This window comes from Caldanaerobacter subterraneus subsp. tengcongensis MB4 (assembly GCF_000007085.1).
GTDB lineage: Bacteria > Bacillota > Thermoanaerobacteria > Thermoanaerobacterales > Thermoanaerobacteraceae > Thermoanaerobacter > Thermoanaerobacter subterraneus.
The window spans coordinates 2,059,655-2,076,534 of the sequence record NC_003869.1; the positions used below are offsets into that span (position 1 = coordinate 2,059,655).

The window sequence follows — 16,880 nt, forward strand, 5'->3', positions numbered from 1 at the left end:
CTCCTAACTCCAGCGTTTTCTATCTATAACTCTTATGGTGGCAAATACAAAGAAAATAACCACGCTCAAGAAAAATACTACATCGCTCAAATTGATAATTCCGCTCTGGAAATTAGCTACTTTATCAAAAAATGAAAGACTTTTCAAAATACTTTTTGCGCTGCCGGTAAAAACATCTCCCAGCCAGCTTATTACCCAAAATACAAGTATCAAGGCAAATCCGATTACCCCTGCCACCATTTGATTCTCTGTAAGAGAAGAGGCGAAAATCCCTATTGAAATAAAAGCAATACCTGCTAGAAAAAGCCCAATATACCCAGAAATTATGGGCCCCATGTCAGGCGAAGAGTACATTTTAAGATAGAGAGGATAAATAAATGTTATTACAAGTGTTGCCAAGTACACAAAAACTGCAGATAAAAATTTGCCAACCACAATGTCAAAGACTGTAACAGGAGAAGTAAGCAAAAGCTGATCTGTCCCCATTTTCATATCTTCAGAAATTAGCCTCATCGTCAAAATAGGAGCAACAAACATAAAAACTGTCACCATACTTCCTAAAACAGGGCCTAATTCAGCATAATGAGTGCTTAGCACAAAAGTTGAAAAGAAGTATCCTGAAATCAGCAGGTAAAAGCCCATAAGCACATACGCGGCAGGAGAAAAGAAATAGCTCTTAAGCTCCTTCTTTAATATTTCTAACATCTTCATCGTAACTTTCCTCCTCTGTTGTAAGTTCAAGAAAGACCTCTTCCAAGCTGTATCCCAATGGTCTTAGTTCCAATATTGGGAGCCCTTCTTTGGCAAAGGCAAAAAATACATCTTTTCTTATATCTCTATCATTAGAAGACTCCACTGTAAGTTTTACCATCATATCTTCTTCAATTTCCGCTTCCACATTGATAACTCCGTCAATGTTTTCTACAGTCTTTACCACTTTATCATAGGGACCTTCTGCTTTTATAAAATATCTTAGAACATTTTGCAAAGCTATCGACAGGTTTTCTGTCTTATCCATTGCCACAATTTTCCCTTTGTTTATTATTATCACTCTGTCGCACACCATGCTAACCTCTGGCAGTATATGGGTACTCAAAATAATAGTGTGCTTTCCCCCCAATTTTTTTATTATATCCCTTATTTCTTTAATCTGCTTGGGGTCAAGTCCAACAGTCGGTTCATCTAAAACGAGGACTTCTGGGTCACCTATTATAGCTTGCGCAAGGCCCACTCTCTGCTTGTAACCGCGAGATAAGTTTTTGATAAGCCTTTTTCTAACTTCCATCAATCCCATTTCATACATTATTTTTTCTACATCTTCTTTTCTCTTTTTAGGCGGAACCCCTTTTATTCCCCCTACAAAGTGAAGGTACGCCTCCACCGTCATATCCAGATACAGAGGTGGTGTTTCAGGCAAATATCCTATATGCTTCTTCGCTTCAATTGGCTGTTCAACTATGTCATACCCTGCAATTTTTATGGTACCGCTTGTAGGAGGTATGTAGCCCGTTATCATCTTCATAGTAGTCGTCTTGCCGGCACCGTTGGGCCCTAAAAAACCTACTATTTCACCTTTATCAACAGAAAAACTTATATTATCCACTGCTTTTCGCGTGCCGTATACTTTTGTCACATTTTTTAGTTCTACCATCATCCTTGTCTCAGTCCTCCATTTTACATAGTATGGAAATTATATCATGAAATTTTTAAAAATCTGTGTACAAACTGTTAAGACTTAGTTAAGACCGAAAAGTCATTAAAGAGGCATTTTGTGCTGACAAAAAGAAGACACAAAATGCCTCTTTAATTAACCCATCACGACAAGCACTCTAAAGACTTTATTTTCATCTTTAAGTGGTACAAATTTATCCACAGGTTCCCCATCTAAATAAATCTCTCTTACGCCTTTGTTCACTCTATCTGGATTTATCACCTTTATTACGTATTTGCTGTGGCCATGGGCATATTCTATCACAAAACTTTCCCAGTTTCGAGGAACGCAGGGGTCTACTGTAAATTTATCTCCATATTTTTTTAACCCCAGAATATGTTCAACTGCCACCCTGTACATCCAGCCTGCTGCCCCTGTGTACCAAGTCCACCCTCCTCTTCCCGCATGAGGGTCAACTGCGTACACATCTGCAGCCATCACATATGGTTCTACTTTGTATTTCATGCATTCTATAGGGGTCCTGGTGTGGTTTATTGGGTTTATCATGTTGTAAAGCTTCCAGGCTGTATCTCCATCTCCTAGCTCTGTAAAGGCAAGTATTACCCAGGCAGCTGCATGGGTATACTGCCCGCCGTTTTCCCTCACTCCGGGCACATAACCTTTTATATACCCCGGATTTAAATCCCCAGAATCAAAAGGCGGCGTCAAAAGCTTGATTATCCCTTCTTCTTCATTCACCAGATAATTCACGACCGCTTTCATGGCTTCTTTTGCTCTTTCTATTCTTCCGCCTTTAGAAATTAAAGCCCACGACTGTGATATAGAGTCGATCTTGCACTCCAAGTTGTTAATGGACCCGAGTGGAGTGCCGTCGTCAAAATATGCTCTTTTGTACCAACTGCCATCCCAAGCATTTTCCTCTATTGACTTTAAAAGCCTCTCTGCTTCCTTAATGTATTTTTCTTTTCTTTCAATATCTCCCATTTTTTCAGAGATAGAAGCAAACTTCTTTAGGACAGTGTATAAAAACCATCCCAGCCATACACTCTCACCCTTCCCTCTATGCCCCACCTTGTTCATTCCATCGTTCCAGTCACCTGTTCCAATTAGAGGAAGACCGTGTTCCCCAAATTTCAAAGCATAATCTATGGCTTTGACACAGTGCTCGTACACTGTTCCTTTATGTGAAGAGATAGAGGGAACAGAATATCTCTCCTCTTCCTCTTCCTTGAGAGGAAGGTCTTCTAAATATCCCGCTTTTTCTTCTAATATTGCCCAATCTTCTGTCTTCTCTAAATAGTCAGCTACTACATAAGGAAGCCATAGAAGGTCATCTGAAAATTTCGTTCTTATTCCCTTGTTTAAAACAGGATGCCACCAATGCTGCACATCTCCTTCTATAAATTGATGCTCACAAGCATTTATTATTTGCCTTTTTGTAAACTCTGGATTCAAAAGTACCATATTCATGGCATCCTGCAATTGGTCCCTAAATCCATATGCACCCCCTGACTGATAAAATGCTGAGCGCGCCCACAATCTACAGGCTATCGTCTGATAGGGTAACCACCCATTTACAAGCAAATCAAGAGATTTATCAGGCGTATTTACCGTGAGTTTACCCAAAATTTCCCCCCAAAATCCCTTTACCTTTTCTAGTTCTTTTTTACAGTTTTCTACTTTTAAATATTTCAAAACCAAATCTTTTGCCTCTTTCTTCTCTTTAGCATGTCCTAACAGGATTGATATCTCTTTCTCTTCACCAGGTCCTATTTCTACAGAAAACTCAATTGCACTGCAAGGATCAACCGCCAGTCCTTCTGAATTAGAAAGAGTTTCATAGGAAAGAGCTTGAGGGCTACTTAAGTCAAAACCTACCCCTATAAACTCCCCTCTTTCGCTTTCATAAGAGTTTATCCCCTCTGATGTGGCTAGAAATGCTATTCTATTAACAAAATCTTCATTGTACACATTTCTTATATACAAAATCCTTTCTTCCTTATCAAATTCAGAAGCAATATACTGCGACGTAGCCTCATCCGTGACCCCTAGAACTGGCCTAATGTAATAAACTATCTGGATTTTTCTGCTATTTTTAGATGTGTTTTTTAATTTAATCAAATTTATCTTTACAGAATCTTCCTTAGGAACAAACATTGTGAGCCTGCTTTTTAATTCGCAACTTGCACTTTCAAAAGTAGAATATCCAAAACCATGTCTTATATAGTAAATACCTGAATTTCCTGCTGGATGCGGAGTAATTGTCCATTTCTCTCCTGTAATTTCGTCTATTAGATATATCACTTCTCCATGAGGGTCTAAAACAGGGTCATTGTACCAGGGAGTAAGCTTGTATTCCCTGCTATTTTCTGCCCATGTATAACCTGCCCCCACCTCAGAAACCTGAAAACCAAAATTGGGGTTGGAAATTATGTTTATCCATGGCGCCGGACTGCTTTTCCCTTCCCATTTTATTACATATTCTTTTCCATCAGGGGTAAAACCTCCAAACCCATTGTAATACTGAAGTTCTATTTCTTCCAGCCCATCATCCCTACAGCTTGAAACTTTTTCTTGGAAGCTTCTAGGTTTTAATGCCTTTTTGTGAACTTTAACCATTATTTGGTCATAAATAGATTCATTTTTGCCGTCAAATTTGAGAGCTGCTACAGCGTTTAAAAGGTAGAAATCATCTTCTTTTAAGTTATTTTCTTGAAGCAAATATACTCCTCCATATTTTCCAAATACATCGTAAGCAAAGGTGGTATTTATAACCTCTTTTATTTTGTCGTTTAAAGGTTGCAAGTATCCGCTTTTGTCCTTGTTCACTATCACAAGGTCAATGTTTATGCCCTTCATCCTCCAGTATTCATAAGCTTTCAAAAACCATTTTACCAACTCTATCTCTTCCATCTTTTCCACTTCTAAAAGCACAATTGGCAAATCTCCCGAAATTCCATGAGCCCACAATCCCGATTGCCCTTTTGTGTTTTTCAGTATCATTTCTTCTCTCATTTTTCTTTGAGGGCTTGCAAAAATGAGATAGGGGAGCATTCTTTGAAATAATCCCAATTCTCTTGGCTTTAAGTTTATATACTCCAGTTCTACTCTGCTTCTAGTCCATGACATCTCAAAAGCTCTTTCTATAGCATTTTCCTCTTTATACTTTGAAACGATTTTTACTGCTTCTTCTTTTGTCTCTGTGATGGCCGAAATATACGCTATTTTCGCAACGCCCCCCGGCATTATTCTTATTCTCTTTCTCAGACTTACAATTGGGTCTAAAACAGCTCCTTCTGTGTTAGAAAGAGGCTGATCTGGCTCAAGAGCCAAAGGTTTTCTCACGCTTCTCCCTCTACCTATAAACTTAAGCCTATCCGTCTCAAACTGGGTGTCTCCCATCGCCTCCCCACTTAAAACCACGACTTTATGTAAAGCCCACAATCTAGACTTTTCTGGATCTCTTGGCCTTCTGCACACTATAATCGCATCCTCATCCTTCAAAAACTCCGTCTTTACAAATAGCTTGTTAAAAGCAGGGTGTGCTACATCTGAAGGCAAATCCATCAAACTTATCTCAGAAAAACTGGTAATCTCAAGTATCTGGGGGTATTTGCTGTGGTTTTTCAAAGTAAGCCTTCTTATCTCCACATCATCTTCAGGCGACACAGTAATCTCCAAATAACTATCTATGCCGCCTACTCTCTTAAAGTACTCAGCTTTGTCGGCAGAGAAAACCACCCTGTAATGCTGCCCTTTTTGATAAAAAGGCGCAAAAGTGGCTGACCACACCTCGTTTGAATCCACGTTGCGTATAAAGATAAATGTGCCGTAATCTTGAGCAATGTCTTTTCTCCACCTGTTTAGGAAAATACCTTTAATATTCTTGCTGTATCCTGTACCTTTCTCTGTAAGCATCACAAAATATTTGCCGCTAGAAACAATGTGCACCTCTGGAATCCAGCTTCTCGATTCTCCCAGAACTCTCACAAAGTCTAAATCTTCTTTTCGTATTTTTTGAATTTTCCTTGGTTCTTCTCTTTCTTCTCTAGTCATATCCAGATAGATAGGAGCTTTTTCTTGCAACAAAATTTGTGTAGCTTTCACTCTCGGATCTCTGTGAAATCTTTTTTGCATTATATTTTCATGTATAAAATTATCTATCGCCACAAAAATCATGCCTTGATGATGGGCCATAAAACTTTTGACAATGGCATTCTTTTTCCCAAAAGGCACCCTCTCCGGAGTGTAATCAATTGCCTCATACAATCCGTACTCTCCTTCTGCTCCTTCCTTTTTTAAAAACTCTATATTTTTCATAACTCCTTCTGGGTCAACAGAAATTGCCAAAATAGACCCGTAAGGAGCTACTACCTTGTCATGGGAAAGTCCTCTTTTCAGTCCCAAAATTGGAACACCAAAAGCCTTGTATTGATAGTTAAGGCTCATATCAAAGGCATAAAATCCTGACTCAGAAATACCCCATGGAATACCCAATTTAACTCCATACTCTTTTTGCACTTTTGCCGCAAAAGAATAAGTCTCATCCAATAAAGTATTTTCATAATTTTTCATTATCAAAAGGGGCATAAAATACTCAAACATCGTCCCTGACCATGAAACCAGTCCTTTAGACCTATTCGCCCTTGTAAGCATCCTTCCTAATTTAAACCAGTGTTTCTTGTCAACTTCTCTTTTGGCAATGGCAATAAAGCTTGCCTGTCTTGCTTCAGAAGCAAGCAAGTCATAATAGGACTTAGTAAGCTTTTCTTCCTCTACATTGTATCCAATAGAGAAAAGTTGCCTCTTTTCATCGTACAAATGCTTGAACTCTGTCTTTTCAATTATATCTTCAATTTCCTGTTTTAATTTCAATATCCTCTCTTTTAACTCCTCAATTTTTTCAACAGCTCTCTGTATCTGTTTTATCTTAAATTCAGGCAGTCCTTCCTTCTTTGCTCTAAAAGTTTCCTCCAGATATTTCTCATACACTTTTTTCAGCTCTTCAAAAGAATTGCATTCATTAAAAATTTCTCCATAACCTCCCTCAGCATCTTCAAATTCCAGCCACGGCATAAATTCTCTAATCTCATTTTTAAATTTTTTTACAATATCTCTTAGTCTTTCCTCCTCTACCTCTTCTAAATCATCTAGAATTTTTTTCCATGCAAGAGGGTCTATATCCCCTTTTTTGAGAAACTCCTCAAAGAGACTCTTATCAATTCTTTCAATCTTCAGCATTCTGACAGTATCTTTTAAACCTCTTAAAAACTCCAAGTCAATAACAGGCTTATCTAAAAACTCTTCCAAAGCCTCTTTAACGGTAATCAAATATCCAACCAAATTACCGCTGTCCACCGTAGACACATAATAAGGTCTTAAGGGTTTAAGTGTGCGCGTGTCGTACCAGTTAAAAAGGTGTCCATTCCATTTTTCCATCTTTTTTATGGTATTTATAGTGTTTTCAATACGATCTACCATTTCACTGGTGGTTATGTACCCCAAATCCCTTGCACCAACAGTTGAAACAAGGTAAAGACCAATATTGGTAGGAGACGTCCTTTCTGCTATGCCGTTTGGAGGGTCTTCCTGAAAATTATCAGGCGGCAGGTAATTTTGAGCTTCTGTAACTGTATCTTCAAAAAATTTCCATGTCTTTCGCGCAATCAATCTCACCTCTTCTATATCCTCATCCAAAATAAATTTTATTTTGAGAAGGACAGGTTGACTTATGTAAAAAGCTACATAGGGTGAAAAAGCCCAGAGGAAAAATACTCCCACTGCAAAAATCAGAGCCCCAGGTTTAAAGTAAGCTGTTAAAAGGATTAATACCACTCCTTTTAGCAATACCACCCACATTCTCTTTACAAAGCTTATAAAATCATTTTTCAGCCTCTTTTCCATATCTGCAGCTGTTACCCATTCCAAAAGATTCCTCTTAGTTATGTACATCCTGCTAATAGTTCTTATTATGGCATCTGCCATAATATAGGCATTATATGGCAAAAAGATAAAATTAAGCAGTGCTTGGTAAAAAGCTACCTCAACTCCCGTTATAACTGCCCTATGCCTTTTTTCTAAATACTGCCTTAACTGACCTCTAAAAATCAAATCAAACAAAGCAGGCATTACAGGAAAAAACACAGTTAAAGCAGCAACCGCTACCCAGAATAGAGCACTTGCTGGCAAAGCTGAAAATCCAAGAAAAAGCATTACGATCAGAGAAATTGAAATTAAACTCCTCCTCAGATTATCCATAATTTTCCATTTAGTTATCAAAGAAAGAGGGTTTCTTATCAGTTCTCCTCTCCTGTTCCTTATTTTCGACCTCAAATAAGGCAAAAGTTGCCAGTCGCCTCTTACCCATCTGTGCAGCCTCATCATGTAAGAATTGTACTTTGCAGGAAATCCATCTATCAATTCAATATCTGTCACCAAACCGGTCCTCACAAAAGACCCTTCTAGAAGGTCATGGCTTAATATGGAATTATCCGGTATAGTGTCCTTCAAAAGCTCTCTAAATACGTCGACATCAAATATGCCTTTGCCCGTGTAAATTCCTTCACCGAATAAATCCTGGTATATGTCAGAAGTCGCTGTGGTGTATGGGTCTATACCTCCTTCTCCACCGTATATCTTAGAAAATAAAGAGGCGTTAGCGCTTTCTATATCAACGCCAATTCTGGGCTGAAGTAGACCATACCCCTCCACTACAATTCCCTCGTCTCTGTCAATTATGGCTCTGTTTAGAGGATGCAGCATTGCTCCCACTAACTTCTTAGCCGTATCTATAGGCAAATTTGTATCAGCGTCCAGCGTTATTACATATTTGATTCCAAGTTTAGACACATCATCGCTTACTATGTAAAATGTGGTATCCTTCTCCCCTCTTAAAAGGTCAACAAATTCCATTAAAGCTCCTCTTTTTCTCTCCCATCCCATCCAGCTCTTCTGCATTTCGTTGTAAATTCTTTTTCTGTGAAAATAGTAAAATACCTTCTCACCATTTTCGGCATACTTCTCATTCAATTTTTCAATCTCTTCTAAGGTCGCTTTCACTATCTTTTCATCTTCAGGCATCACTTCAAGGGGAGCATCTTTGAAATCCCCTAAAATTCCAAAGTATAGATTTCTTTCCCTGTTTGCGTGATAATACACCTCCAAGTTCTCCACAAGCTCTTTTGCCTTCTTCTCATCCGGCAAAAGAGAAGATATGACGACAAAGGTCTTGGCATCATCCGGTATTCCATCTTTTAATTCAATTTTCGGCAGCATTACTGGCTTAAAAATGTGCATTAACACCCAGTTAGTCATCTGAATAGAAATTTCACTTAAAGGAATAGCCAAAACCAAAGAAGATGCAAATAAGTTCCAAAAGCTACCCGTAAAATGGCGCAAATAACCAAGACTAATTATCTCGCCCAATGCAAAGAAAAGAATTATCAACCCAAAGTAGACAGTTGCCGGATTTTTCTGCCTTATCCTGTAAAAATCAAAAAATCTCCTCTTTTTATTGTTAAGCTTGCTCTCTAATATGCTTCTTCCTTTTCCTATGAGATAAAATCCTACGTGATTTATGTAACCCAGGTTTTCCCCCTGGTCAGCGACTTCCCTTGCGCATTCAACTGCCTTTTTGGCCACGTATGTCTCTGACACGTTGTAATACCTAGCCAACTTCTCTATTTCATGCCTGTAGTAATCTTTTGATTCGAAATCCATTTTTGGATAAGTACCATCAGGGTCCTGTTTTAAAACCTGTTCTACAGGGCTTAATGTCTCAAAAATCTCAGCCCAGTCCAATGAGGAGACTGTTTTTAAACTTACAATAGCATTACCTATTGATACCTGCCTTTTTGCCTGGAAATAGTGCGCCTTTTCAGCAATATCGTTTATGCTAGAATCATATTCCATGAGAATTTTCTCTAAGGTTTTTAGAATGTCTGAAGAATTGCTTCCTTCTCTCTTTATCCTGCTCACAAGATATTCTACAAACTGAAGAGGAAATCTGTCCACAACTTTTATATTGCTCTTTATTAGCTTCTTTACCTCTTCATAAGACATCTCTTTTTCCATCAATGCTGATAACATTTTTTCTGCCTTTTCCCTTTGAAGTCTTGATTCAACAATTTCCTCGCACACTTTTTTTATCTTTTCAATCAAAGCAATACGTATCATAAGGCTTAAAGCCCACAACTCAGAAGTAGTGAGCAAAGCCTTTTTCTGATATGCCTTTATGAAATTGATAATTCCCTTTTCCTCAATCTTTCCATCTGTGTGCAAAACAAGCTCAAAAGCCAAAGCATACACTCTAGGATATCCTCTAAAAGCCCCGTTTTTGAGAACTGGGAGCCCGGCATAGTATTTTTTGCTGAGGCTTTTCCTTATCTCTTTCACCTGTTCTTCAATTATATAGAAATTGTCCAAAAGCCATTCTTCTTCTTGAGAAATATATGTATCTTTCTCTTTTAAAAGATTGTTCAAACTCCTGTACACACTTTTTATGTACTCATAATTTTTATTCATTCTAGGAATTAAAAGAAAGGAAGCTCTGTTTCTATTTGCTATTACGTGATTCTGAGCTAATTCCTCAGCGTGCTTTTCCATTTCTTCTGAACTTAAGATTATATCGTCAAACTCTCTCATTGAATCATCTACTTCAATCTTTTTACTTTTTAAGTAAATCCCTGCCAGAAGTAGTATCAAAACAAATACCGCATACCACAAGGCCCGTCAACTCCTCCTACATCGCAGTTTTTATGCTAAAAATATTATTCCCCCAAAATTAACTTTTTAAAGCAAAAAATAAAAGCCCCTTTAGTAGGGCTTTTCATTCCTCCCATACTTCTATATCTCTTAGCCATTTCGGAAAATAATTTTTAACTACTCCCTTTGCAACTCTGCCCCAGCCAGCTGGGAAATTTTCTGCTGTAAAAAGTATCCATCCATCTTCTTCGTCAAGTTCAAAGGTCTCTCCATTTAGATATTTTTCTCTCTGAAATTTGTCAAGCTCTAATACCCTTTTAATCTGGCTTGGCTTTAATCCCATAGCCAACCAGTGAGAAGGTTCAAATCGATTTTTTTTGAGCTCTCCCATAAGCCAGCCATGCCTGTAAATCCTTATGCCTTTTAATTCCGGCAGATCCAAAGGCACATGATACACAAAGTTATTGTCTACTTGAAGATTTAGTATCTCCAAATCTAAATCGAGATATTTATCTGCAAACTGATAAAAAAGCTCTAATTCTTTTTGATGTTTCTTTTTCTCAACTTTTCTCTTAAAATTTACATTCACATCTTCTCCATTCTTTTTGAGCTTTGCGATGAAATGTCCCTCTCCCCTTACCTTGTGAGGCCATAGCCTCATGCATTTTTCAAGTTCTTTAGGGCCGTCCACCCACTCGGGATGCCCTTTATCAAAAAAGTGACTTAACTCGCTTTCTACTACCTCAAATTCCGGGTTTTCTTCTAAAAACTTCTTTATGACCCCTTCGTTTTCTTCCGGCGAAAAAGTGCAGGTAGAATATACCAATACCCCCCCTCTTTTAAGCAAAGGTGCTACGCTTCTCAAGATATTTCTCTGAGTTATAGAACAGCTCAATACATTATTTAAAGACCATATTCTCCTAGCAGCAGGGTCTTTTCTAAACATTCCCTCTCCAGAACAAGGCGCATCTACTACTATTTTGTCAAAATACCCTTCAAAAGCTTGAATTAACCTCTCCGGCCTTTCATTTAAGAGAACTATATTTCTTATTCCCATTCTAGCCACATTTTCTTCTAAAGCCCTTATCCTCTTTCTATCTATCTCATTTGCCACAATAAGGCCTTCATCCCCAATTTTAGATGCAATGTGAGTAGTCTTTCCTCCCGGGGCAGCGCTCACATCCAAAATTTTCTCACCAGGCTTGGGATCTAATACCTCCACTACAGCCATTGCCGTAGGCTCTTGTATGTAATAAAGTCCTAACACATGGTACAAGTGATTCCCTGCTTTTTCTTCTTTTTCATAGTAAAACCCTGTTGGACACCACGGAATGGGTTCTATCTCAAAAGGCGCAATTTTTTTAAAATTTTCCACATCAATTTTCAAAGTATTTACTCTCAATCCCTTTTGAGGCTTTTTCTCATACTCCTTCAAAAAGGCTTCGTACTCTTCCTTTAAAAGCTCCTTCATCCTCTTTAAAAACTCTTCTTTGACCGGTACTTTCATCTCTTATTACCCCTATTTTTAAAACTTTATAGTTTCACCATTATTTTCAGCAGATAAAATTATTTTATCCAGTACAACTTGGTCTTTATAAGCCTCTTCAAATGTAGGTGTCTCCTCAAATACAATTTCACTTTCTACAATGTTTGTAAAAAAGTTTATAAGGCTTGCCATGTGCATATCTACCATCCAACCCAGTGAGTATTTTTCGGGGGGATAAATTGAATTCACATATTTGCTAAATTCACTTTTATTATCATAATCCCCTGTTATCTCTTTATTCTCTTGCTTTTTGTACAAAATAGCATATCTCGGGTGCTTTGTAGATATTTTTATCGACCCTTTAGTACCATAAATTTCAAATTTCGTCTCTTCCTCAATATCAGGAGATATTCTAGAAGCTTCCATGGTTCCCCAGCCTCCTCCCTCCAGTTCTACCTCTACACTTGTCCAGTCATCCACATCTACGCAATCGTAAATTTCTGAACCTTTCTCCACGGGTCTTTCTTTAAAATAAGTTTTAGAAATCGCCCTCAAAGATTTTATCTCCCCCAGCATGAACCTTACTGCATCTACAAGGTGTATCCCCATATCCAGTATAGCTCCACCACCAGAAGTGGACTTTTTCAATTTCCACGAAATAGGCCTTTTAGGGTCCATATATCCAGAGTGAAGCATCAAAGCCTTAAAATTTAAAATTTCTCCTATTTCCCCATTTTTAATCATATCCCTTGCCTGTGTTATAGCAGGCATAAACCTGTACATCAAAGCTGTCTGATGTATTAGTCCTTTCTTTTTTGCACTCTCCATTATATCATAGGCTTCCTTACTGTTTACCCCTATAGGCTTTTCAAGATACAAAGGTATACCTCTTTCTATGGTCTTCATGGCTTGTTCATAATGAAGGTAATTGGGAGTACATATATCAACAGCATCTGAATTTTCTAAAACTTCCTCTAAGCTCTTTGCCCCTTTTTCAAAAAAATGAGGTATGTCATTGAGGTTGTTTTTATAAACTCTTCCCAGTTTAACTTCAAAAGGAAGATTTTTAAATATAAGTGGCATTGAAAAGCAGGCAATAGCGTGAATTGATCCAATAAACCCAAGTCCAGCAAATCCGAGTTTTATCATTTTTTTGCTCACACAATCACTCCTTATTTTCTATAAAATCTACAAAATAATTATAGCACTAAAATATTTAAAAGGTAGCTTCTAACGCTACCTTTAGACTTATAGAGTTTCTCAGTCTACCTTTCCTATATACAGGCTGCCTCTTTTTTATCTTCTTCACTTTTTTCTATAAACTCAGAAATTATCGGCCCAATCTTGTCTATATCCACCAGAAAAGCGTCATGCCCCTGAATAGAAGAAATCTCTTCAAAGCTTCCTCTGCCCCCTACTGCATTTAGCTTCTTAATAAACTCAATCATATATTTTGAGGGAAAAATCATATCCGTATCTATCCCAATCATCAATACCTCTGCCTTAATTCTTTTTAAAGCAGCTTTCAAGCTCCCGTAGGGTTTTGTTATGTCGTGCTCATTCATAGCCCACAGGATGTAAAGATATGAGTTAGCATCAAAGCGGTTTATAAAGGAAATGCCGTGGTAATCCAGATAATTCTCTACCTCAAAATTCATTCCATTTTTTGCCCTTCCAAATCTCACGTCAAAAAGTTCACCGCTTTTATAAGTAATCATTCCCAGCATTCTAGCAGTGCTCAAACCTTTATGAGGTTTTTCAGGTTTATCGTAATAATCTCCTCCGTAAAAATGCGGGTCATTCAAAACAGATTGTATGCCAACGTAATTATAGGCTATGTTAAGAGGCGTTAACTTATAATCCGCAGCAATTACAACAGCTTTTTTAACAATATCTGGATATGTCACTGCCCATTCCAGTGCCTGCATTCCCCCCATAGACCCCCTATCACAACCTTTACTTCATCTATCCCTAGATAGTCCAAAAGCAATTTCTGCACTCTTACCATATCCCTTATATTAATTTTAGGAAACTTAAGCCCATACGGTTTTCCTGTAGAAGGATCTATAGATGAGGGTCCTGTTGTGCCATAGCAGCTTCCGAGAAAATTAGAACATATTACAAAGTATCTCTCTGTATCTATATACTTCCCCGGGCCAATCAAACCGTCCCACCAACCAGGATTGTTCTTCCCCGGATGCACTCCAGCTGCATGGGCACTGCCACTTAAAGCGTGTTCTACAAGTATTACATTGTCCTTTTTTTCATTCAATTGCCCGTAAGTTTCATACACAATTGTAAGCTCTTTAAAGCCATAACCGCTTTCCGTAGTAAAAACAGGATCCCCTTTTAAAGTAACTTTTTTCTCTTCTACTATCATTCCCATCCCCCCTTACTTTTGAGAACTGTAAAGTGCAAAATCCAGGTCTTCAAGAATATCCTCTATATCTTCAAGGCCAATAGAAAGCCTAATCATATCCTCAGTAACGCCTGAAGCCAATTGTTCTTCTTTTGAAAGCTGCTGATGGGTGGTGCTAGCAGGATGTATGACCAAAGACCTTACATCTCCTATATTTGCAAGATGGGTGAATAATCTTAAGTTCTCTATAAACTTTACCCCTGCCTCAAAGCCTCCTTTTATTCCAAAAGTCAAAACTCCACCCTGCCCTTTTGGAAGATATTTTTGAGCAAGCTCATAATAAGGGCTTGACTTAAGGCCAGGATAGTTTACCCAGCTCACAAGAGGATGAGAAGCCAGAAATTCTGCCACGCGAAGTGCATTATAACTATGCCTTTCCATTCTGAGTGCAAGTGTCTCAAGCCCTTGAACGAACAAGAAAGCGTTAAAAGGCGAAAGAGCCGCCCCCAAGTCTCTTAAAAGCTGCACTCTCGCTTTGACTATATAAGCCCTCTCTCCAAACTCTTTCACATACCTTATCCCGTGGTAAGAGGGGTCAGGTTCTGTAAGCTCTGGAAACTTGCCATTCGCCCAATTAAATTTTCCAGAGTCCACAATTACACCTCCGATAGAAGTACCATGCCCTCCTATAAACTTTGTGGTTGAGTGGACTACTATGTCTGCCCCAAATTCTATAGGCCTTGAAAGATATGGAGTTGCAAAAGTATTATCTACAATAAGGGGTATACCTGCATTGTGAGCAACTGATGCTATTTTTTCTATATCAGCCACATCAATTTTGGGATTGCCAATTGTCTCTACGTATAAAGCTTTGGTCTTCTCCGTTATTTTTTCTCTAAAATTTTCAGGGTCACTTGGATCTGCAAACTTCACATTTATACCAAATTTCTTAAGGGTAGAGGCAAAAAGGTTATAAGTCCCGCCGTAGAGATTCGTAGAAGCTACAATCTCATCTCCAGCCCCTGCAATATTTGTAACAGCTATAGTTATAGCAGCCTGCCCTGAAGCTACTGCCAGCGCTCCTACTCCCCCTTCTAATGCAGCCATTTTCCTTTCAAAAGCGTCTACAGTGGGATTCATCATCCTCGTGTAAATATATCCGTCTTCCTTTAGAGAAAATAAGTCTGCTGCATGCTGCGTGCTCTTAAAGGCAAAGGAGGTAGTTTGGTAGATTGGCAGCGCTACTGCACCAGTAGTAGGGTCAGGTTCCCATCCCTCATGAATTGCTATAGTAGAAAAACCGTATTTTCTCCTCATTCTTCCTCTCCTCTTTCCTAAATTTTTACATTACTTCTACCAAGTTTTCAAACTCGCTTCTCTCTTTTAAATTTTCTTCAGGCAAAACCTTAAAAACAGCCTCCAGTACAGCTACTTTTTCTAATTGCTCTTTTAACCCTTCCACTGTCCCGTTTACTTTCACTATAGCGGTAAAACCATTCCCACCAAATGATGACTTTTCAATAGATACCCAATTCCTTTTTATAAGCTTTAAAACCTCTTTTAAGCCACATACATTGTCTTTTTTGAGCTTCAGCCTTATATAAAAGGTATCAGTAAAACTTTCTTCTCTAAAATTGACTCCTGTAACTTCAGATTTACTGCCCAGTTTATAATTGATGAGTATATCTATCAAATCAGCAACTATTGCATCTCCAGTGGGAAGTTCTCCTGCCCCTCTTCCTATAAAGACATATTCCCCGAAGCTACTTCCCCTCAGTATTATTGCGTTATTGACCCCTTTCACTTTTGAAAGCAAACTATTTTCCGGAATTAAAGTAGGCTCCACTCCTGCCGAAATATAATTTTTAAATTTCTTTGCCCATGCAAAAAGTTTAAACTCATACCCCCATTCTTTTGCTCTTTCTACGTCTTCCTCTTTGATTTCCTCTATCCCCTTCCGAGGTATAATTTCTACCGGGACACTTACGCCAAAGACTCTTTTTACAAGTATGCCAAGCTTAAAAGTTGCGTCAAAGCCTTTCACATCGTAATCAGGGTTAGCCTCAGCATAGCCCAATTCCTGGGCTTCATTAAGAGCTTCCTTATAGCTTTTGCCTTCTCCCATCTTTGTTAGAATGTAATTAGTAGTCCCGTTTACAATGCCACCAATGAAATCCATCTCATCTGTAATTTTTAGCCTGTCTATCTGATGAAGTATAGGTATGGCTCCACCTACACTGGCTTCGCACCTTAAGTACACCCCTTTTTCTGCTGCAATGCTCCCAAGCTCTTCTCCGTACTTTGCGATAAGCTCTTTATTTGCCGTAATCACATGCTTGCCAGAGAGAAGTGCCTTTTTGACGTACTCATAAGCAGGAGAAATTCCGCCTATAGCCTCTATCACCACCTTTATCTCTTCATCCTCCAAAATCTCCCGAGGATCATTAGTCAAAAGCCCTGCTGCATCGACTTTTCTCTTTTTGTGCAAATCCTTCACAAGCACTTTCTTTATCTCCGGATAAAATCCCGTACTCTCCTTGATATATCTCCCTCTAGAATTAACTATTTTAAATACTCCTGTCCCAACAGTTCCAAGTCCCATCAACCCAATCTTTACCCTCATTTTGCACCTCCAGAAAAATTCTTAGGCCCTCTTCAAT

At 38.5% G+C, this 16,880-nt stretch carries 7 protein-coding genes and 1 pseudogene; all 8 read right to left on the minus strand.

The annotated features are described in order from the left end of the window. Positions 1 to 3 precede the first annotated feature (3 nt). The 8 genes and pseudogenes from TTE_RS10240 to TTE_RS10275 all read right to left on the minus strand — a co-directional run bounded on the left by TTE_RS10240 (position 4) and on the right by TTE_RS10275 (position 16,843). Positions 4 to 711, minus strand: a complete 708-nt coding sequence (locus tag TTE_RS10240; protein ID WP_011026239.1) for an ABC transporter permease — start codon at positions 709 to 711, stop codon at positions 4 to 6. Next, the gene (locus TTE_RS10245; RefSeq protein WP_011026240.1) at positions 677 to 1,654 is read right to left on the minus strand and encodes an ABC transporter ATP-binding protein; all 978 of its coding nucleotides are present in this window, start codon (positions 1,652 to 1,654) and stop codon (positions 677 to 679) included. The genes TTE_RS10240 and TTE_RS10245 overlap by 35 nt, the downstream gene beginning before the upstream one ends. Before the next feature lie 153 nt (positions 1,655 to 1,807). After that, complete coding sequence (locus TTE_RS10250; RefSeq protein WP_011026241.1) at positions 1,808 to 10,396, minus strand: GH36-type glycosyl hydrolase domain-containing protein; 8,589 nt, start codon at positions 10,394 to 10,396, stop codon at positions 1,808 to 1,810. A 103-nt stretch (positions 10,397 to 10,499) separates the two neighbouring features. Continuing rightward, positions 10,500 to 11,882: an RsmB/NOP family class I SAM-dependent RNA methyltransferase gene (locus tag TTE_RS10255; protein ID WP_011026242.1), complete on the minus strand. Its 1,383-nt coding sequence runs from the start codon at positions 11,880 to 11,882 to the stop codon at positions 10,500 to 10,502. 18 nt (positions 11,883 to 11,900) lie between these two features. Then, positions 11,901 to 13,022, minus strand: a complete 1,122-nt coding sequence (locus tag TTE_RS10260) for a Gfo/Idh/MocA family protein (RefSeq protein WP_011026243.1) — start codon at positions 13,020 to 13,022, stop codon at positions 11,901 to 11,903. 113 nt (positions 13,023 to 13,135) lie between these two features. After that, positions 13,136 to 14,241: pseudogene (locus TTE_RS14575) on the minus strand (homoserine O-acetyltransferase). Between the two features lie 12 nt (positions 14,242 to 14,253). After that, positions 14,254 to 15,537 carry a homocysteine synthase gene (locus TTE_RS10270; RefSeq protein WP_011026244.1) on the minus strand — a complete coding sequence of 428 codons (1,284 nt, stop codon included), beginning with the start codon at positions 15,535 to 15,537 and terminating at the stop codon, positions 14,254 to 14,256. 25 nt (positions 15,538 to 15,562) lie between these two features. Next, positions 15,563 to 16,843: a homoserine dehydrogenase gene (locus TTE_RS10275; protein WP_011026245.1), complete on the minus strand. Its 1,281-nt coding sequence runs from the start codon at positions 16,841 to 16,843 to the stop codon at positions 15,563 to 15,565. Between the last annotated feature and the right edge of the window lie 37 nt (positions 16,844 to 16,880).